This window comes from Bradyrhizobium rifense (assembly GCF_008123425.1).
GTDB lineage: Bacteria > Pseudomonadota > Alphaproteobacteria > Rhizobiales > Xanthobacteraceae > Bradyrhizobium > Bradyrhizobium rifense.
The window spans coordinates 1-18,161 of sequence record NZ_VSSS01000026.1; the positions used below are offsets into that span (position 1 = coordinate 1).

At 63.8% G+C, this 18,161-nt stretch carries 19 protein-coding genes and 2 pseudogenes; 5 read left to right on the plus strand and 16 right to left on the minus strand.

Annotated features, from left to right (window positions below; translation table 11 throughout):
• Positions 1-181: 181 nt before the first annotated feature.
• From FXB40_RS16195 to FXB40_RS16210, 4 genes are all read left to right on the plus strand, one after another.
• On the plus strand, positions 182-1,156 hold the full coding sequence (locus FXB40_RS16195) for a magnesium transporter CorA family protein (protein ID WP_148773187.1): 975 nt from the start codon (positions 182-184) through the stop codon (positions 1,154-1,156).
• 211 nt (positions 1,157-1,367) lie between these two features.
• Positions 1,368-2,453 (plus strand): cytochrome-c peroxidase, encoded by a 1,086-nt coding sequence (locus FXB40_RS16200; protein ID WP_148773188.1) that lies wholly within the window; start codon positions 1,368-1,370, stop codon positions 2,451-2,453.
• 17 nt (positions 2,454-2,470) lie between these two features.
• Positions 2,471-2,791, plus strand: coding sequence for a cupredoxin domain-containing protein (locus FXB40_RS16205; RefSeq protein WP_148773189.1), 321 nt, complete (start codon positions 2,471-2,473; stop codon positions 2,789-2,791).
• 86 nt (positions 2,792-2,877) lie between these two features.
• Positions 2,878-4,536 carry a methyl-accepting chemotaxis protein gene (locus FXB40_RS16210; RefSeq protein ID WP_148773190.1) on the plus strand — a complete coding sequence of 553 codons (1,659 nt, stop codon included), beginning with the start codon at positions 2,878-2,880 and terminating at the stop codon, positions 4,534-4,536.
• Positions 4,537-4,671: 135 nt separating this feature from the next.
• Here the strand turns inward: FXB40_RS16210 and FXB40_RS16215 are convergent.
• The 9 genes and pseudogenes from FXB40_RS16215 to FXB40_RS16260 form a co-directional block, all read right to left on the minus strand.
• Positions 4,672-5,019: pseudogene (locus tag FXB40_RS16215) on the minus strand (efflux RND transporter permease subunit); the annotation flags it as partial.
• Positions 5,016-6,255 (minus strand): annotated as a pseudogene (locus FXB40_RS16220) (efflux RND transporter periplasmic adaptor subunit). The pseudogenes FXB40_RS16220 and FXB40_RS16215, both read right to left, overlap by 4 nt.
• Positions 6,256-6,313: 58 nt before the next feature.
• Complete coding sequence (locus FXB40_RS16225; protein ID WP_246207643.1) at positions 6,314-6,553, minus strand: hypothetical protein; 240 nt, start codon at positions 6,551-6,553, stop codon at positions 6,314-6,316.
• Positions 6,554-7,076: 523 nt separating this feature from the next.
• The gene (locus FXB40_RS16230; RefSeq protein WP_187436920.1) at positions 7,077-7,634 is read right to left on the minus strand and encodes an HdeD family acid-resistance protein; all 558 of its coding nucleotides are present in this window, start codon (positions 7,632-7,634) and stop codon (positions 7,077-7,079) included.
• A gap of 155 nt (positions 7,635-7,789) precedes the next feature.
• Positions 7,790-8,269: a DUF992 domain-containing protein gene (locus FXB40_RS16235; RefSeq protein ID WP_148773192.1), complete on the minus strand. Its 480-nt coding sequence runs from the start codon at positions 8,267-8,269 to the stop codon at positions 7,790-7,792.
• Positions 8,270-8,863 carry a hypothetical protein gene (locus FXB40_RS16240; RefSeq protein WP_148773193.1) on the minus strand — a complete coding sequence of 198 codons (594 nt, stop codon included), beginning with the start codon at positions 8,861-8,863 and terminating at the stop codon, positions 8,270-8,272.
• A gap of 11 nt (positions 8,864-8,874) precedes the next feature.
• On the minus strand, positions 8,875-9,999 hold the full coding sequence (locus FXB40_RS16245) for an AI-2E family transporter (RefSeq protein ID WP_148773194.1): 1,125 nt from the start codon (positions 9,997-9,999) through the stop codon (positions 8,875-8,877).
• 307 nt (positions 10,000-10,306) lie between these two features.
• The gene (locus FXB40_RS16255) at positions 10,307-11,746 is read right to left on the minus strand and encodes a basic amino acid/polyamine antiporter (protein WP_148773196.1); all 1,440 of its coding nucleotides are present in this window, start codon (positions 11,744-11,746) and stop codon (positions 10,307-10,309) included.
• Between the two features lie 155 nt (positions 11,747-11,901).
• Positions 11,902-12,126, minus strand: coding sequence for a DUF6894 family protein (locus FXB40_RS16260; protein ID WP_148773197.1), 225 nt, complete (start codon positions 12,124-12,126; stop codon positions 11,902-11,904).
• A 247-nt stretch (positions 12,127-12,373) separates the two neighbouring features.
• On the opposite strand from FXB40_RS16260, the gene FXB40_RS16265 reads away from it, so the two are divergent.
• Positions 12,374-13,087 (plus strand): Bax inhibitor-1/YccA family protein, encoded by a 714-nt coding sequence (locus tag FXB40_RS16265; protein WP_148773198.1) that lies wholly within the window; start codon positions 12,374-12,376, stop codon positions 13,085-13,087.
• Positions 13,088-13,105: 18 nt separating this feature from the next.
• On the opposite strand, the gene FXB40_RS16270 is transcribed toward FXB40_RS16265, so the two are convergent.
• The 7 genes from FXB40_RS16270 to FXB40_RS16300 all read right to left on the minus strand — a co-directional run bounded on the left by FXB40_RS16270 (position 13,106) and on the right by FXB40_RS16300 (position 17,952).
• Complete coding sequence (locus FXB40_RS16270) at positions 13,106-13,612, minus strand: DUF1269 domain-containing protein (RefSeq protein WP_148773199.1); 507 nt, start codon at positions 13,610-13,612, stop codon at positions 13,106-13,108.
• A 218-nt stretch (positions 13,613-13,830) separates the two neighbouring features.
• Positions 13,831-15,609: a complex I subunit 5 family protein gene (locus FXB40_RS16275; RefSeq protein ID WP_148773200.1), complete on the minus strand. Its 1,779-nt coding sequence runs from the start codon at positions 15,607-15,609 to the stop codon at positions 13,831-13,833.
• Entirely contained in the window at positions 15,609-15,947 is a 339-nt protein-coding gene (locus FXB40_RS16280) for an NADH-quinone oxidoreductase subunit K (protein ID WP_148773201.1), read from the minus strand. The genes FXB40_RS16275 and FXB40_RS16280 overlap by 1 nt, the downstream gene beginning before the upstream one ends.
• Positions 15,944-16,888: an MnhB domain-containing protein gene (locus FXB40_RS16285; protein WP_148773202.1), complete on the minus strand. Its 945-nt coding sequence runs from the start codon at positions 16,886-16,888 to the stop codon at positions 15,944-15,946. Before FXB40_RS16285 ends, FXB40_RS16280 begins: the two co-directional genes overlap by 4 nt.
• Entirely contained in the window at positions 16,885-17,178 is a 294-nt protein-coding gene (locus FXB40_RS16290; RefSeq protein WP_148773203.1) for a monovalent cation/H(+) antiporter subunit G, read from the minus strand. The genes FXB40_RS16285 and FXB40_RS16290 overlap by 4 nt, the downstream gene beginning before the upstream one ends.
• On the minus strand, positions 17,175-17,465 hold the full coding sequence (locus FXB40_RS16295; RefSeq protein ID WP_148773204.1) for an MrpF/PhaF family protein: 291 nt from the start codon (positions 17,463-17,465) through the stop codon (positions 17,175-17,177). The genes FXB40_RS16290 and FXB40_RS16295 overlap by 4 nt, the downstream gene beginning before the upstream one ends.
• On the minus strand, positions 17,458-17,952 hold the full coding sequence (locus FXB40_RS16300) for a Na+/H+ antiporter subunit E (protein ID WP_246207645.1): 495 nt from the start codon (positions 17,950-17,952) through the stop codon (positions 17,458-17,460). Before FXB40_RS16300 ends, FXB40_RS16295 begins: the two co-directional genes overlap by 8 nt.
• Positions 17,953-18,161: the final 209 nt, after the last annotated feature.

An 18,161-nucleotide genomic window follows, 5' to 3' on the forward strand; every position in this document is an offset into this window, starting at 1 on the left:
CAGCCTGGTCGGGCAAAACACTGGCATGATGGCATCATCGGAGAAGGCCCCGCCCGCATCATGTGAGAGCGCCGCTTCTGTTGATCCCCGACGTTGAACGATTGGAACCCTCATGCGTTAGCCCGGCGCAGGATGGCCGCATGCCGTGCGAGCCGGCGCGAGGGCAAACGGAGTTCGGTCATTGCTGAAACTGCACAGGTGGCCGTCCGATGACTGGCAAGGTATCGGCGCCGAAATGCCCTCGGAGATCATCTGGGCCGATCTCCTGAACGCGACCGCGGAAGAAAAGCAGTTCGTCGAGCGAATGCTCAAGATACGGATTCCGTCCGAGGAATCGCTCAGCGAGATCGAGGCGTCGAGCCGCCTGATCCTCGAGCACGGCACGCTCTATCTGAGCACACCAGCGGTCCGGCTCAACGAGGACAACGAGGCCGAGATCACGCCGGTCGGGTTCGTCATCGGCCCGCATGTGCTGGTGACGGTGCGCTTTGCAGAGTTGCCGATCTTCGACCAGATCAGCAAGCGCGTCGGTTCCGACGACAGTCTCGAGAACGGCATGTGCGTGTTCACCAGCCTGCTCGAGGCCATGATCGACCGCGGCGCCGATGCTCTCGAGCACCTCGGCGCGAAGGTCGACCAACTCTCGCGCGGCGTCTTCAAGGGCGGTCTCATTCGCACCAGGCGACCGGTTCGCTCCAGCCGCAGGATGCGCGAGGCGCTGGAGAACGTCGGCGAGCTGGCCGATCGCCTGGCCAAGGCACGCGATGTCCTGCTCGGCGTCGGGCGTATTGCATCCTATGCCGACAATGTCGGGAGCGAATGGATCACGGCGGCGTCGAAGAAGCGCCTCGAGGCGGTCTCGAAGGATGTCGCTTCGCTCAGCGATTACGAGACGCGACTGTCTGACAAGATCCAGCTTCTGCTCGATGCGGTGCTCGGCTTCATCAACATCCAGCAGAGCGAGTTGTTCAAGATTTTGACGATCGTGTCGGTGGTCGGCGTGCCGCCGACGATCCTGGTCGGCATCTGGGGCATGAACTTCAAGAACATGCCGGAGCTGAGCTGGACGTTCGGCTACCCGTTGTCGCTGCTCGCCATCATCGCCAGCGGCGTGCTGCCGTTGATCTGGTTCAAGCGGCGCGGCTGGTTCGAGTGAATGCGACACGACCGCTCGGTCGTTTACCGCGCAACTCCCCGGTTGTTGCCGATTCTTCCTGCACTTATTGCTTGCGGAATTGCCGAAAACCGACAGTGCCGCGCCACTTTTATTTAATGATTTGCCGATACGTTCATCATGTTTCTGAGCGTACCCGTTTCACTACGGATTTTTCGGTGTCGCAAATGACACCCTTTTGGGGGGAATTTGCATGCCGGCGCCCGGCTCCTATCGCTCGTGCATTGTTGCCGGAACGGTCGCATCGGCGGTGCTCGGCGCTCTCGGCTTCAGCACGATCGGTTATGGCGCCGCCGTAGTCGGCGAAAGCCGCAAGGTCGAGATCACCCAGAAAGCGCCGAGCGGTATCGACGCACTGAAGGCGCAGTACCGCAGGCCCGCCTCGATCCCATTTCCCAAGGACAATCCGTATACGCCTGAGAAGGCTGCTCTCGGCAAGAAGCTCTATTTCGACACGCGCCTGTCGGTGACTTCCGCGCAGTCATGCGCCAGCTGCCATAGTCCGGGTTTCGGTTGGGGCGACGGGCTCGCCGTCGGTGTCGGTCACGGCATGGCCAAGCTCGGCCGCCATTCACCGACGATCGTCAACGCCGCCTGGAGCGCAATCTTCATGTGGGACGGACGGCTTCCGACGCTGGAAGATCAGGCGCTCGGTCCGATCCAGTCGCCTGGCGAGATGAACATGAAGCTCGACGATCTGATGGCGCGGCTGGCGAGCATTCCCGAATACAAGCCGATGTTCGAGGCGAGCTTTCCCGGGCAGGGCATCAAGGCCAAGACGCTGGCGCAAGCGATCGCCACCTATGAGCGCACGGTCGTCTCGGAGCGCGCGCCGTTCGACGTCTGGATCGAAGGTAACGAAAAGGCCATCTCCGAACAGGCCAAGCGCGGGTTCGCGGTGTTCAACGGCAAGGCGCAATGCGCCGCCTGCCACGAGGGCTGGAACTTCACCAATGAGGGCTTTCAGGATATCGGCCTGCCGAGCAGCGATATCGGCCGCGGCGAATATCTTCCCGCAGTCATCAAGATGCAGCACGCGTTCAAGACGCCCGGCCTGCGCGAGATCAACCGTCGCAGTCCTTTCATGCATGACGGCTCGCTCGCCACGCTCGAAGCTGTCATCGATCATTATGACCATGGCGGCGTGGACCGTCCCAGCCGATCCGATCTCATGCGCCCGCTCGGGCTGACGGCGCAGGAGAAGGCCGAACTCGTCGCATTCCTCAAGACGCTAACCAGCGATCTCGAACCCACGGCCGTTCCGGTCCTGCCACGCTGAACTCGAAGGATATTTTCATGCGCACAATCGCTTTGTTTACTTGCGTGATCGTTGCCGGCTTCTCGGTGGGCGCCTATGCCGCCACCGAGGTGATCCACCAGCAGGGGCGGGTTTTCTCCGCCGAGAGCGTCTCGATCAAGAAAGGTGATGCCGTCACCTTCCTGAATGACGACAGCGTTCCGCACAACATCATGTCCGCCACCAAGGGCAACGAGTTCAATCTGGGATCGCAGGCGCCCGGCACCTCGACGGATGTCACCTTCAAGGAAGCGGGCGATGTGCAGGTGATCTGCGCCATTCATCCGCGCATGAAGATGATGGTCAAGGTGACTGATTAGTCGACACTTGTTTTGACGCGTTTTCTTTACGCGAACCGGCATCCACTTCGCTTGAAAACGCTCTACCAAGGCACCGGAGATTGACAATGTCGATACGCTACAAGATTTTCGGTGCCTTCACCGTCGTGGTCCTGCTCGCCTGCGGTATCGCCTTCTATGGCATCCGCGCGATCGGGAGCTCCGGCGACATGGTCGTCCGTCTCTATGACGGCCCGCTGATGGGGATCAACCACGCGCGTTCCGCCCATGCCGGGCTTCACGAGGCGCGTCTCACACTCCAGCGTGGCCTGGTCGCCGGCAGCTCGAGCGAACTGGTCGCGCAATTCGAAGCGCTGGTGCGCGGCAGCACCGAAGACCTGAACGTGGTGCGCGAGCGCGTCGCCTCAGCCACCGTCACCGCCACGCGAGAGAAGGTCGAGACCCAGCTCAAGGACTGGTCGGGTGCCGTGCTCAAGGTGCTGAAGCCGTCGCCCGGCGGGGTGACGGAGATCCCGACGAGCTTCGTGCTGGCACAGCAGGGCGACCGCCTGATGGCGTCGATCGACGATCTCGTCGAGCTCGTTGCGGCCTACGGATATGATTATCGCACGGCGGCCGAGGGAGCCGTGGAATCGGCGCGAACGACGATGCTGTCGATAGCCGTCGGCACCGTCGCGATCGGATTGATCATCGCGCTTGCCTTCTCGTACTCGATGAGCCGGCCGATTTCGGCCGCGGTGCGGGTCGCCGAACGCGTGGCGGCCGGCAATTTCGCAGACGAGATCATGGTCCGTCGCAGTGACGAGCTCGGCCGTCTTCTCAAGTCGCTTGCCGTCATGCAGGCAAGTCTCAAGACCCGCGCCGATGAGGATCTTGCCGTGATTACCGCCAAGGACCAGAGCAGCGCCGAGCAGACCAATCGCCGGCAACGCATGGAAGCCGAGATCGACGCTTTCCGTGCCGCCTTCAGTACCGTGTTGAGTCATACCGCGCGCATGACCGGCGAGTTGACGGACACGGCGCAGAGCCTCGCCTCGACCTCACGGGTCGCCGGCGCGCAATCGAACGAGGCGGCGTCGACCGCGCATGAGACATCGGCAAACGTTCAGACCGTGGCGACGGCTGCGACAGAGCTCGGCGAATCCGTCCAGGCGATCACCTCCCAGCTTGCTGATGCCACCACGATCGTGCAGCGCGCCTCCGGCATGGCGGAAGCCGCCAACCAGACGATCGGCAGGCTGGCCAGCGCCGCGCAGCAGATCGACGAGGTGGTCGGCTTCATCAGGACCATCGCCGGCCAAACCAATCTGTTGGCCCTCAACGCCACGATCGAAGCCGCACGCGCCGGAGAGGCGGGCAGGGGTTTTGCGGTCGTCGCCTCGGAAGTCAAGGCGCTAGCGACGCAGACGGCAAAGGCGACGGAGGAGATCTCGTCCCAGATCACCGAGGTGCAGTCGGCAACCCGGCAGGCGGTCGAGAATGTCGGCGCCATCGCGCTGATCATCGGCGACATCGACGGTTTCACGGGGCGGATCGCAGCTGCGGTCAGCCAGCAGAGTGCAGCGGCCGGCGAGATATCCAGGAATATCGGACAGGCGGCCGCAGGCACCGCCATGGTCGCGCGAAGCATCGCCGGAACGGCGGAGGCGACCGACAACGCCAACAAGACGGCCGATATGGTTCTTGCGACGGCGCATGATCTTTCCGGCCAGGCAACCCAACTCCGTTCGTCGGTGGATCGGTTCCTGTCGAACGTCGCGGCGTAGGCCGTCGTCAAGGCGTGTGCCGGCCGTGGCCCGGCTGGTTCAAGTGAAAGCAGCGGCGGACCGTTCGAAGACGGTGCGCCGCAGGCCGCCGCGGGGATTATCGGCGCTCTAGATTTACGCGAGCTTGTCGACGGGCAGGCACGGGGCACAGCGATTGTTGACATTGACGGTATTGATGTCGGGGTTGGTGCCGAGCGCGAACGAAACCGTCAGTGTGTAGCTGCCGTCATTGGCGCTGGTCGATTTCATATAGAGCGCGCGGTCGACGCCGATGATCTGCGCCTCCAAGGGCTGGGCGACGCTGCTCTCGACGACCTCGGCGGATGCGCCGGGGAAGGTGCCGGAGACCGTGACCTGTGGCGGCACGATGTCCGGAAATTGCGCCACCGGGATCTGCATCAGCGCCAGCGCGCCGGCAATGGTGATGATGAAGGCGATCACCATCGCAAGTCGCGGACGATCGATGAAGACGACAGACATCATGGCTTGTCGTCCGCCGGGCGCGTCTTGCCGGAGCCGGCGTGATCCGCTTGCGGAGCCGTGCCGTCTGCGGCGGCCTTCATGCTCGACAGGATCAGCGGACTTGCGGTCCCGGCGAAACGGTCTGGCCAGGACGCGCCGCTGCAGGCCCTCGACGATCACCTTGTCGCCGGCCGCAAGTCCGGCGATCACGGCGGCGATGGTTGCGGTCGATTGCCCGAGCTGGATGCGGCGCTGCTCGGCCTTGTTGGCGGCGCCGACAGCGAGAACATAATCGCCCTGCTGATCGGACAGCACAGCGGAGCGCGGGATCGTCAGCACCTCGACCGGCTGGACGCCCTCCAGCACGACGGTGGCGAACTCGCCGTCGGTCAACTCGTGAACGGTGACGCCGGCCGCCGAGGGAGCCCGCAGGATCGGATTGCCGATCCCCACGCACGATGATCGTATCGGTGTTCTGGGCGATGGTGTTGTCGACGAAATTCAGCTTGCCGGATTGGCCGTACATGCGGCCGTCGGCAGCCGCAGCCTGATGACCACGGCCTCCAGGCCGCCTTGCGGCCCGTAGCGTTCCCGCAGCTCCAGCCCCTGACGCACCGACACGGGGAAGATGACATACATCGGGTCCTGGCTGACAATGGTGGTCAGCACGCCCGAGCTTGGACCGACGACGTTGCCCTCCGTCACCGCCGTGCGTCCGATCTTGCCGGCGATCGGCGCGCTGATCAGGGCGTAGTCGAGGTTGATCTGAGAGGCTCGGGCCTGGGCTTGCGCGGCTTGCACCTGGGCTTCGAGGCTGCGCTGGTTCGCGATCGCCGCGTCGTAGGTGGACTGTTGCCCGGCGGGGCCTCCGAGCAGGGTCCGGGCGCGCTCGGTCGTCAATTTGGCATTTTCAAGCGTCGCCTGGAGCTGCGCCACCTGCGCCTGTTTCGATGCGAGATCCGCTTCGAAGGGACCACGCTCGAGCCGATAGAGCTCATCGCCTGTCTTGATCTCGGCGCCCTCCTCGAACACGCGCCGTTCCAGAAATGCGGTCACGCGAGCGACGACGTTGACTCGATTGATCGCCTCGATCCGCCCAAGAAACTCACTGCTCTCGGTGATCGGCCGCCTGGTCGCTTCCACGACGCCGACCGCGGGTGGCCCGGCCGGGTTAGATTGTGTCCGGGCCGCCCCGCCGGCGGTAATCGTCAAGAGACTTGCCGCTAGCAGCCTGATCGAGACGCCAGCAAGGTTGATTGTCCGCTCCTTGCTCCAAGCTTAGAGCCGGCCGGGTCAGTGCTTCACCGGCGCCTCGTTACTTCCGCTGCGTCCGATTGCTGCGCGCTGGCTCGTCATAGCCCTTGTGACGGCTATAGAACATCAGCGCAATCAGGCCGCAGCCGACCACCAGCATCAGAATTGCAGCCCCTCCCAGGATGATGTTGCCGTAGAGCGGCATTGATGGAGTTGTTCGCCATACCGACACGCAGAACCAGGTTGCCACGACGAGAAGAGCCAGCACGGCCGCAAGGAGCCATTGATTCGTGTAGCGCACGATTGCCTCCATCGCGTGGGTTCGGGCTTGTACAGCCTTCGTGACAAATCTGCCGCCCGCGGATTGAGCTCCGAGAAGCGTTCCTAGCGCCACCGCCATCCGCAATGACGACGACCGCGATGCCACCAGCAGACCCAGCGGCGCCTGCGCGGCGGCGGACGCCCCCAGCCCGGACGTGGCGGCGGTCCCCACTGCGCTTGCCAGACTAGCGACGGTCGACCCCAGCCCGGGGCAGGCCCCCAGGCGGGAGCGGGCCGTCCCCACCACCCCGCCTGCCAGCGTGGTCGACCCCAGCCCGGACCAGGTCCCCAACCGGGAGCGGGTGACGGTCCCCACCACTGAGCTTGCGTCAGCAACTCCGACGGCTCGCCGGCCTGGCCGAGATCGTGGGCAATCGGCATCGCTTCCGCAGCCTCAATGAAACGAATACCGATGGCGCCGATCGCTGCGGCGGCAACGGCATTCTGAGCAAGGCCAAGGAAAGCTCGACGGGTGGGCGTGTCCATCATCTTCTCCTCTTTTGTTACGCAGTCCGCCGCACGGACTGAAGCGCGTAGAGCAGCCACGCGAGGCCGTGCGAAATCAGGTCGACGCCAAGCAGAAATCCAAGGGCCCACAGGCTGATGGTGGGGAAGCCGAACAGGATGAGCACGCCGGCGAGCAATGCGAAGACGCCGGAGATCAGCATCATCCAGCCATTCTGTCGCCAATGGGCGAAACTCAGCACGCAACGAATGGCGCCCGATGCGAACAGCAACGCGCCGAGGAAGTAGGTCAGGATCAGGGCGCCCGAAGCCGGCTGGGTGAGCAGCACGAGCCCGAACGCGAGATAGAGCGCGCCGAGCAGGATCTGCCACAGGAAGCCGCCCCATCCCTTGGTCCAGAAGGCATGGATGATCTCGAACGCGCCGGCCGCGATCGCCGTCAGCCCGATCAGCTTCACGCTGATGATGGTCGCGAATACCACGTCACTGAGAGCTGCGACGCCGGCGGCGACCATCACGATGCCAAGGAGAGCGCAGACCCACAGTGGAGGAGGGCCCAGAGCTTCGATGCCGGACCGGCTGTCATAGACTGTCATGCCATTCTCCTGATCCGCGCAATGATCGGCACGCTCGGGAAGGTAGCTCTGACCCCGCAAATTCGGCATCCGACGAAACCCTGAGCCGCGGGGCGGGAATGTTCGCATGGATCCGGCTGGCGTCGATCGATCGCGCGCGCGTTCATCGTTGCGAACTATCGCCGCCCGCGCGGACCCAGCGTCAAGTTGGTCACGCCTGCCGCGAGATTGATCCCGATCGCTCGCTCGATCGACAGCGGCTGCAACATGACACTCCGGCGCGAGCCGCCAATCAGGACGTTGGCCCCGAGGCTCGGGCCGAATGCGACATTGCCGCTCGCTCCCACATAGTTACCTCGCAAGGCACCGGGGCCGATACGCGAATTCTTGGCGAAGACCGCCCAGGACAAGGTGCCTGCCGAGGTCACACCAAGGTCAAGACCGACGCGCCTGATGCGTCCCTCATAGATGTATTGGCGAGGCGGTCTTCCCGTGTAGAACACGCAGCGCAGCGCTTGCGCCGATCCGAGAACCAGCCCCACGCGCGGCGTGCTGAAGCACAAAAGTCTGCCGACCCGGAATGTGTCGGCGCTGGCGGGCGAGGCGGCGCAAACCAAGGCGAACGCGCCGATGGAGAGAAACCGTATCATTCGCATTCATGCCTCCATCTCGTTGTTCACGGCCGAGGTCGCGGGCCGGCGGTCCTGGCGAAGCCAGAACGTGATGCCGAGGCCGATCAGCAGGACCGCGCCCAGCAGGAAGAAGAAGACGGACTGCTTCAGCCAGGATATCGCCGGGACGGCCACGCCCATCGCAAGGCCGAGGAAGGAGATTTGCAGGGACAGCAGGCTGACGCCGGCGAGGAAGGTGCCGAGTGCGAGTAACGTCAGCAGGACCAGGCCGGTTGCCGGTGTCGGAAGCAACTGCTGGACGCCCGACACCAGCATGATGTTCATCGTGACCAGGACGCCGACCCAGTGCAGCGCCTGTGTCCAGATCAATCGGAGCTGGGCCTCCTTGCCCTGGATCTCTGGCCATTTGGTGACGACGCAGACCACGCAGATGGCAAGCGCCAGGAATTCCCAGTAGCCCACGAGAGGCTGGTGGGAGACGTTGGTATAGGCGACGCCTGCGATGGCGAGCACCAGCGCGACGACATAAGGAAGCTGCTGCCACAGGAAGCGAGCCATCCCGGATTGAGGCGAGGGCGGCTCCGCGCCCTCGTTCCGTTGCGCATCGATCTCATTCATGGGCCATCCACTCACGATCTACCGCTGTTGAACGTCTGCTCGTGGTCGTCGCCGAGGTAGTCCTCGACGTAGAATCGGATGATTGCGACGCGGCCGATCGCGACCAGCGGCATGGCCAGCGCGATGCCCAGGACGCCGAACAGCGCGCCCAGCAGGACGATCGCGACCAGCGTCCAGGCAGGAGGAATTTCGACCGCCTGACGCTGGATCAGCGGGCCGATCACATAGCCTTCGACCGACTGGATGATGGTGTAGATGGCGACAGCCCAGATCAACAGGGGGCTGCCGAGCGGCATCGCGACGAGTGCGATCGGAATCGCGGCCACGATAGGTCCGAGGTAAGGAATGAAATTCGACAGGCCCGCCTGCAATCCGAGCACGAAAGGTCCGGGCAGCCCGATGAGATAGAGTGCGACCCAGACCCACAGCGTCATGAGGATGATGCGGATCAGCTGTCCGACGAACCACAGCCGCATGACGTTGCCCATCTCGTCCATCACGTCCCTTGTCCGCGCGCGGTAGGACTGCTTCACCAGCATGACCAGGCTCTCGCGGTGACCGGTCGGATCGAACGCAAACAGGATCCCGAGGAACATGATCACCAGCGCGCCGGTCAGAAGGCTCGATGCTCCGCCGAGCACGAACTGAGCATGGCTGAGAAAACGGCCCTGATCCGATAACAGCCATTGCGCAAAGTCGCGGCCCCATTCCGGACCAAGCAGGTCAACGCCGTAGGTCAGGAGATGCTGCTGCAGGACGTCGAGCTGGCTGTCCATGACCTTCAGCAGGAGGCGCGTCTGCTCCGGCAGCTTGCCCGCGCCCCATGCAAGCCCAAATCCCGACAAGGCGGAGAACAGCAATAGGACCAGCGTCAGCCGCCAGGCGCGATTGAACGGAAGGACCGGCGCCAGCGCTCTTGCGGCAGCATCCAGAAAAGCGGCAAACAATACTCCTGCGAAGATGAGCAGCAGACTCGAGACCGTCTGCCACACCAGAAACAGGCAGACGCATGCGGCGAGCAGGGTCAGGCCGGTCGCGAGAATGCTGCGCCGTGCGTTAGTCTCCGGCTGGTCAGCGGAACCGTCGCGTGGAAAGACGTCGCGGAGCCTCTCCGGTCCTGTCCTGGAATCGCTCATGGATCCGTCCCATCGCGGGAGTGGACTATCGCCTGCCGGCTACCTAGGTGCGGACGCGCCGGCTGCCAAAGTGCGGATGCTTTCCGCCGCGGTGGCGCCAGTAGCGGTGCTTTGTCGGGTTCGTATTCGTATTGGGTGTTGCGGTCTTTGGCGCGGCGCTCTCCTTTGGCGCGGCTACGCCGGTTTCGGTGGACTGGGCCAGCGACGGGGTCGGAAGTACAGCCGCCGCTGACAATCCGCCCAAGATCAAGACGGCGCACACAGCCCGGACGTTCATGTTCGCCTCCGTGTGATCAAGGACAAGGACTCATATCGCGATGACTCCGACGGCCAGCGCGTAGACGCCGGCGCATGCGGCGATCGTGAGCGCTGCAAACATGACGGCTTCGAACGGCTTGAAGACCGCTTCCTTGCGTTCGCGTTTGGCCAGGAAAAACAGCAGCGTCCCGGGCGCGTACAGGATCGCCGACAGCAACAGAAACTTCGGGCCGCCGGCGAAGATCATGGCGGCGGCGTAGACTGTCGCGACCGCGGATCGGATCCCGTCGAGGATGCGGGCGCGTCCGCTGCCGTGATAGGTCTCGCCGCCATACGCCAGCTTCAAGCCGTATGCCGCAACGAAGAAGTACGGAATCAGCGTCATCGAGCTCGTCATCTTCAAGGCGAGCGTGAAGGCATATTCGGCAAACCAGGTGACCAGCAGGAAGGCCTGGATGACGCAATTGGTAAGCCAGAGCGCACCGACAGGAACCTGGTGCTTGTTCACGCGTGCGAGAAACGACGGCATGGTGCGGTTGACGGCCGCCGAATGCAGCACCTCGGCCGCGAGCAGCGACCATGACAGGTAATTGCCGAGGATCGAGATCAGCAGCGCCACGCTGATGAAGATGATCCCCCAACGGCCGACCATCGCCTCCATGACGCCGGCCATGGACGGCGTTGCAAGGCCCGCGAGCTCCTGTCGCGGCATCACGCCGTAGCACAACAGTGTCACGAGGACGAGAAGCGAGAGAACAGTTAGAAAGCCAAGGACAGTCGCGATGCCAATGTCCGAGCGATCCTTGGCATAGCGGGAATAGACGCTCGCCCCCTCGATGCCGACGAACACGAACACGGTGAGCAGCATCGTGTTGCGGACCTGCGCGGAAACCGTCGCTACGCCCGGTTGCTCCGTTCCCCAGAAATTCTGCCGGAACAACTCCGGGGCCATGACGACAACCGCCACGGCGATGAACACCAGAATCGGGATGATCTTGGTGTAGGTCGCAATCGTGTTGAGCGCGGCCGCTCCCTTGATGCCCCGCAGAACCAGGCAATGCACACCCCACAGCAACAAGGATGCCGACGCGATCGCCGTCGCGGTCGTGCCGTCGCCGAAGACGGCGAAGAACTGCCCGATCGTGGCCTTGATCAGGATGAGACAGGCGACGTCGGCGAGGCAGCAGCCGATCCAATAGCCGGCCGCCGAAGCAAAGCCGACGTATTCGCCGAATCCTGCCTTGGCATAGGCATAGATGCCGGCATCGAGGTCCGGTCTGCGGCGCGACAGCGACTGGAACACGAAGGCCAGCATGAGCATGCCGGTGCCTGCAATGACCCAGGCAATCATGGCCCCGAGTGCACCGGTGGATCGGCCGAACGAGGCGGGCAATGCGAAGATGCCGGAACCGACCATCGACCCGACCACAAGCGCGATGAGCGCGCTGCGGGAGAGCTTTTGATCGGCCTCGTTCGACGACGGAGCCATGACGAGACGGCCTTCCAATCCGAGATGAGGCTGGCATGGATGCCGGCCAACCCTGGCGAAGACCTTAGAGGCAGCTTCCCGGCCCGCACATCAGGGATTCTCTGTAGGGAGCAAGGGCAGGAAATCGGCCGGTGCCGGCCGTTCGCGCCTCGCCTTCAGGCCTTTGCAGCGAGGGCAGTCGGGCCTTGATCGGGAATGGATGACGGCTCGCGACTGGCCGCGACCAGCACGACGCCGGAGCGGAAGAATTCGCCGGCCTTCGCGAGCTCGGCCGCAATGCGTCGGGCATGCAGAGCGGCGGCATCCCGATCGGCGTGTTCGCATCCGGTCCCGTCGGGAGAGAGACCGTACTTGTCGACGATATGAAAGTAGAAGCGCATACCGGCTGGATTAGGCCGGTACCGCAGCCGGCTTCCAAGTGACAAACGTGTAAGGGGCCCCCTCCAAAAGGAGGATGCGCCAGTGACGGTTCCAAATTGCCGAAATGTAATGGCGGGGCGCGGACGCTGGCAAATTGCAGCGCATAGGGTGGTTTCCCCGTCGGCACTCGGGTGATTGTCCAATGCCGTCCCCTGAGCCCGAAGGTTAGCGTGGCCTCAGTCCGCGAGCTCTGCGAGGAGACGAGCAATGTCAAACTATGATCAGAACCTGACGGCCTCAGGCGCGACCGGCGGCGGCGCAATCGCGCTGGATGCCGGACTGCACGACTACATGATGCGCATCTACAATTACATGGCTGCCGGCGTCGGCGTGACCGCCGTCGTCGCGTGGCTGACCTATCAGCTCACCGGTCCCGCATTGCTGCAGAGCCCGTTGATGTTGGTCTTCATCCTGGGGCCGCTGGGGCTGGTTTTCTTCATCGGCTCGCGCATCAATACCCTGTCGGTGTCGACGGCGCGGCTTCTGTTCTTCATCTATGCAGCACTGGTCGGCGTGTCGCTCTCGACGTTGTTCCACATCTACACCAGCGCCTCGATCACGCGCGTCTTCTTCATCGCCGCCGCGACGTTCGGGGCGCTCAGCGTCTTTGGCTATACCACAAGGCGTGACCTCTCCGGGCTCGGCACCTTCCTGTTCATGGGCCTGGTCGGCGTCATCATCGCCGGCCTGGTGAATCTTTTCTTGCGCTCGACCGGACTCGACTGGCTGATCTCGATCGTGGGCGTCGGCGTCTTTGCCGGGCTCACGGCCTACGATACGCAGCGGATCAAGGCGATGTACGACCGCGGGGACGATGAAACGTCGGCGGGCCGGAAGTCCGTGATTTCAGCCCTGTCGCTCTATCTCAACTTCATCAACCTGTTCATGATGCTGCTGCGCCTGGTCGGCAGCCGCCGCTGAGCGGCCGAAGGCGGCCGTTCAGGCCGCCGGCCGCTCCGCGGCGGCGCTTGCGAGCGCGTCGCGCAGGGCCTGTTCCTTGGCATCATCCAGGGACGTCTTCAGCACGGTCCCCCCGGCGTACTTGATCTCCTTCAGCACCTTGTCTGCAGTCATGTTCTTGATCAGGACGAACAAGGCTGCGTTGCCGGGGTGGAGCGAGGCAGACAATTCCTTCATGAAGGCATCGTCGATGCCGAAATCGGACAGCGCGCCGCCGAGCGCGCCTGATGCCGCGCCGACCGCGACACCGAGAATAGGATTGAGGAATATCACGCCGATCAGGAGGCCCCAGAAGCTTCCGGTCATCGCGCCCATTGCCGTCGTGTTGACGAGCTGATTGAGCTTGATGCCGCCGGAATCCGTCTTCACGGCAATCACTGCGTCGCTGATTGTGATCAGGTATTCCTTCTGCAGCCTGAGCAGTCGTTGACGCACGTCTTCGGCCTCCGCCTCGGATGGGTACACGATCGCCACGAGATCGGACATAGAAACCTCCTGCTGGATCGAGCTCCGCTGGCCAGGACTCATGCGCAAGATCGATGCGCTGGTGCCACTGGCGAATGCACTGCCGAGATTAGCCGTCGGTCCGCTGGCGCGGCATCGGAGAAAACCCTCAGGCGTGGGGATGAATGTTCCTGATCTCGGCCCCGAGGGAACTCTCGACCCGTTCTTGGCCCAAGTTCTTGGGCCCATGTGTGTGCCCGCTACGTGGCCACAAGCATCAACGCGCCAAACAGCAGCGCCAGCACGAGAAGGGAGATGCTTGCCGCAGGCCATTCGCAGAGTACGCTGTTGCCCCGTTCGACAAGGCTGCCGAACGCAAGGGAAATGCGTCGGAATGGATCGAGCACTCTGGTGGCGACCTTCCAGCGCGCCGAAGACGCAAGCGGATGCGGCCAGGGGCTGAGCAGGATTGCCAGGACCACGCCCCCCAGGACCGGCAAGAGCAATTTGAACAACGTCCCGGGGCCGAAGAGACTTGACGTCGAATCGTATGGGACCGGCAGAAACGGCTCCCAGGGCACGAGGCCGAGCAATAGCGAGCAGAGCGCCAGGATGAGCGCTGCGATGTCGCGAGGGCGCGATGCCGGGCCAATCAACGTAACTGACTTGTCAGATGACGCCAGCGCATGAGCCAGGACCAACACGACATAGGCGGCTGTGAAGATGCCGCCCGCCTGGAGCACGACCGCCCACCACCACTGTCCGGTTTCTGTCGCAACCTGAAGCAACAGGTCTTTCGCGAGCGACGCGCCACTCGGCTGTACGCCCATCAGCGCGATGCCGGCGACAGCGAAGGCCAGGACGCTCAGGGGCAGGACCCGCGCGACACCGTGGAGCCCCGTGATGCGATCATGGCCGAGCCCGGCGTAGATCGATCCGGCGGCCATGAACATCGCCGCCTTCGCGGTGGCATGAGAGGCAGCCTGCAGCAGGCCGCCCGCCAGGGCCTCGCCGCTCTCGAGGTACCCCGAAGCGTCGAGCGCAAGCGGAAACATCAGGAAGAGATACCCGATCTGGGCCAACGTCGAATAAGCGATCAGGAGCTTCAGTCGCTCCTGGCGCAAGGCAAGAACGCTTCCGAACACAATCGCCGCCGCTCCCAGCGCGGCGAGCAGTTGCGTGGCCGCGAAACCAAGCAGCCCGGGCATCACCTGGAACCAGAGCCGCACGATGATGAAGAAGGATCCCTTCACGACAAGGCCGGACAGGATCGCACTGGCGGCGGCTGGCGCGCCTGCGTGGGCAGGCGGCAGCCAGAGATGCAGCGGAAAGAGCGCGGTTTTGGCCAGAAGACCTGATGTCATCAATGCCGCCGCGACGAGCGAGGCAGGCTCTGCTCCGATCCGGGACGACAGCAACACGATATCCAATGTGCCATAGCGGCCATAGAGGAGTGCCGCGCCGAGCAAGTAGAGCACGGAGCCGAGCAATGCGAACAGCAGATACCGTAGCGCCGCTTGCAGTGTCTCCGGGCGGCCATCCAGCGAGACCAGCGGCACCGCGGCGAATGTCAGCAATTCCAGGGCAACATAAAGCGTGAAGAGGTCTCCACCGACAAAGATCGTGTTCAGCGCCCCCCAGATCGCCAGCAGCAGGATCCAGAACGCGAATGGTGCACGCGGTTCGGCCGCCGTGGGACGAAAATCGGCAACCGCAAACACGGAGACTGCAGAGATCACGACGGCGGTTGCCGCGAGCATCACTGCTGACAATCCGTCGGCACGAAGCGCGACGCCCAACGGGGGCGTCCAGGCGCCCAGCAGATAGACGAGGGGGCCCTTGCTCTGCGGCAGGACCAGGACCGTAGCCGCGACAATCGCCAGGACGATCGGGATGATCGTGAACGCGACAAGCCGGACCCAACGATCGCCGAGCACAAAGGCCAGCAAGACTCCTGCGACCGGGACTGCGATCGACAGCACCAGCAGGAATCCGCATGAGGTCGTCACCGCATCCGGCACTGTGGCAGGGGGCAGCATCAGTCACCGGACGGATCGGGGTCGGCGCGCATGGGCGCGGAACTGAGTGTGGCAGAGCCGGCGGCCTTGAACAGCCGCAGCAGCAGGGCAATCGCGAGAGCCGTTGCAGAAAATGCGACGACGACCCCGGTGATCACCAAAGCCTGGGGCACCGGATCATTGCCGAGACCCGCTGCTGCCCCCCGCCGTCCAACGACGCCGAACAGAAGGAATACGCCGCTGCCGAGCAGATTGAAGGCGATGATCTTGCGAAGCGGCTGCGGATTCGTGATCAGGCCGTAGAGCCCAAGTCCGACCGCGGCAGCAGCGCACAATCCGAACACCGTTGTGCCGCTCATGGCTTCGCGCTCCGCTCCGGTGCGCCGGCGAGCAGCAGGCCGAGGGTTGCCGCGATCGTCAGGATCATGGCGACCTCGATCCCAAGTATCAGTGGCTTGGCCAGCGCTGGCGGATAGGAGAGGAATGCGGCGCCAAACAGAAGGCCGACGAGGCCGACGACCAGGAACAGGCAGGGCCCGGCAACGAGGATGAACCGTAGCCATCGACGGCTCACGGGCGGCGTGTCCGCCAATCCGGCAATGATGGTCAGCAGCCACATGGACGCGAGAATCGCGCCGCCCTGAAATGCTCCACCGGGGTGGTCGGCGCCGGTCCAGAGGATATAGATCCCGACGACAATGCCGACCGGCGGCAACAGCCGTGCAAGAAAGGCGAGAACGCCATCTGGATCGGCCTGGTGGCGCGGTCCCGGACGGCCGCCCCAGGCGCTGTCAGGTGCAAGCGACCAAACGCCGATAATGGCCAGCAAGAGTACGACCTTCTCGAGCATCGTATCCATTGCGCGGAACGCCATGAGCACGTTGGTGACGGAGTTGGACAGACCTGTTGCCCAGGCATTGGCAACAGCAGCCGGAGCAAGCGTCGGAGCCGGATCGGGCAACAGCAGGACCGCGCCGGCCAGCGCCGCGGTCGTGAGCACCGATAGGGCTGCCGCGCTCGCCCGCACGACCTTACCCGGCGTTTCCGCCGCCATCACGTCGGCATCCCGCAATCGCGCGGCCGCGCCCAACAGCAACACACCACCAAGCCCCCCGCCGATTGCGGCCTCGGTCAGCGCGACGTCGACAGCGTCGAGGCGCACCCAAATGAGAGCCACCAGCAGTCCATAAGCAACGAAACCGACTGTCGCCGAAAAGGTCTCACGCACGACGATTGTCCAGATGCCGAGGCCCAGCACGACCGCGGCGAGCACGATTTCGAAGACCGTCGCGATGCTCATCTGGTCGATTCGCCATGGCGCGCAGCACGCGCAATCAGTTGCGAGACCGTCGCCCCCGCGAGCAGTCCGAGCAGCCAGATACTGACCAGCTTCAGCCCGTCGCGAAGCCCCCCTGCTTGCGGGAGCAATCCGAGCACGACGAGACCCAGGCCGAGATTGTCCGCTTTGGTGAGCGCGTGCAGGCGCGTCAGCGTATCGGGAAAGCGAAGGAGGCCGACGGTACCGGCCAGAAAGAAGAACGCGCCCGCCGACACTGCCGCAATCGTTATCATGTCGCGCACGAGGCTCATTCGCCCTCCGTTGATGCGGTCCCGTCGGCTTCGAACCGGGGAAGCCCCTTCTTGACGAACGCGATGGAAGCGAAGGTGGCGAGGAGCGCCAAAGTCAGCGCGACGTCGATTGCGGCGGGTACATCCGCTACGGTGCCGAGCAGCAGCAGTGCCGCAATTCCTCCGGTCCCGATCAACTGCGTCGCCATCATGCGGTCAGCGTCTCCAGGACCACGCAGGATCGACACCAGCCCAAGTGCCAGCATTGCCAGGACGAAGCCGACCGCGGCTGTCAGAAACTCAGTCATTGTAAAGCGCTCGAACCAAGGCAACTTCCTCTGCGGCAAGCTCCTCAACCACGGGCTGTTCGACGTCGAGGCAGTGATAGAGGATCTGCGCTTCGTCCCCTCCGGCCGGCACGGTGCCTGGCAGCAGGCTGGTGAGCGTTGCGAAGACGTTACGACGCGGGCCACGCGGCAGACCGGTTGGATACGCGACAAATCCCGGGCGCAGCGGCAGCCGGGGATCGAGTGCGCGCCTTGCGACATCCGCTCCGGCAACGACGGAGTGGTACATGAAGAGCAACGTCAAACGGCAGATGGCGCGAGGCGAGGGCCGTGCGGTGCCAGGCTCCAGCAAACGCAGGCTTGTCCAGGTTGCCGCGGCGACAGCGATGATTGCAGCAGGAATATCATCGAGGGCGGCGCCGGCAAGCACGAGCCAGAGGCAAAGAAACCATGCCGCTCGGGAAGCCGCGCTCCACCAGGGAACTCCGGCTGTGACGTGCGCACGCACATCTCGTCTCCCTGAGGATCCTGTTATTGAGCACAAAACGGTGCGCTCTTGAGAGGACCGGCGATATCGGGTGATCGCCTGATCGGGGGGCGGGAATTCCCTAGAGCTCTGCCGGACGCGTTGTTTGCGGATGGGCCAGTCGTTTGCCCGCGTCTGGACTCCGCGGCAACCGCGATTGCATCCGGCCACACCGGGTAGATTTACCGATG

Excerpts from the sequence above, each read along its gene's own strand:
- FXB40_RS16240 (WP_148773193.1), bottom strand. The coding sequence starts at position 8,863 with ATGAATGAGATCGATGCGCAACGGAACGAGGGCGCGGAGCCGCCCTCG.
- FXB40_RS16245 (WP_148773194.1), bottom strand. The coding sequence starts at position 9,999 with ATGAGCGATTCCAGGACAGGACCGGAGAGGCTCCGCGACGTCTTTCCA.
- FXB40_RS16280 (WP_148773201.1), bottom strand. The coding sequence starts at position 15,947 with ATGAGCGGCACAACGGTGTTCGGATTGTGCGCTGCTGCCGCGGTCGGA.
- FXB40_RS16235 (WP_148773192.1), bottom strand. The coding sequence starts at position 8,269 with ATGCGAATGATACGGTTTCTCTCCATCGGCGCGTTCGCCTTGGTTTGC.
- FXB40_RS16285 (WP_148773202.1), bottom strand. The coding sequence starts at position 16,888 with ATGAGCATCGCGACGGTCTTCGAAATCGTGCTCGCCGCGGTCGTGCTG.
- FXB40_RS16230 (WP_187436920.1), bottom strand. The coding sequence starts at position 7,634 with ATGACAGTCTATGACAGCCGGTCCGGCATCGAAGCTCTGGGCCCTCCT.
- FXB40_RS16265 (WP_148773198.1), top strand. The coding sequence starts at position 12,374 with ATGTCAAACTATGATCAGAACCTGACGGCCTCAGGCGCGACCGGCGGC.
- FXB40_RS16210 (WP_148773190.1), top strand. The coding sequence starts at position 2,878 with ATGTCGATACGCTACAAGATTTTCGGTGCCTTCACCGTCGTGGTCCTG.
- FXB40_RS16290 (WP_148773203.1), bottom strand. The coding sequence starts at position 17,178 with ATGAGCCTCGTGCGCGACATGATAACGATTGCGGCAGTGTCGGCGGGC.
- FXB40_RS16255 (WP_148773196.1), bottom strand. The coding sequence starts at position 11,746 with ATGGCTCCGTCGTCGAACGAGGCCGATCAAAAGCTCTCCCGCAGCGCG.
- FXB40_RS16295 (WP_148773204.1), bottom strand. The coding sequence starts at position 17,465 with ATGACTGAGTTTCTGACAGCCGCGGTCGGCTTCGTCCTGGCAATGCTG.
- FXB40_RS16205 (WP_148773189.1), top strand. The coding sequence starts at position 2,471 with ATGCGCACAATCGCTTTGTTTACTTGCGTGATCGTTGCCGGCTTCTCG.
- FXB40_RS16270 (WP_148773199.1), bottom strand. The coding sequence starts at position 13,612 with ATGTCCGATCTCGTGGCGATCGTGTACCCATCCGAGGCGGAGGCCGAA.
- FXB40_RS16260 (WP_148773197.1), bottom strand. The coding sequence starts at position 12,126 with ATGCGCTTCTACTTTCATATCGTCGACAAGTACGGTCTCTCTCCCGAC.
- FXB40_RS16200 (WP_148773188.1), top strand. The coding sequence starts at position 1,368 with ATGCCGGCGCCCGGCTCCTATCGCTCGTGCATTGTTGCCGGAACGGTC.
- FXB40_RS16275 (WP_148773200.1), bottom strand. The coding sequence starts at position 15,609 with ATGCTGCCCCCTGCCACAGTGCCGGATGCGGTGACGACCTCATGCGGA.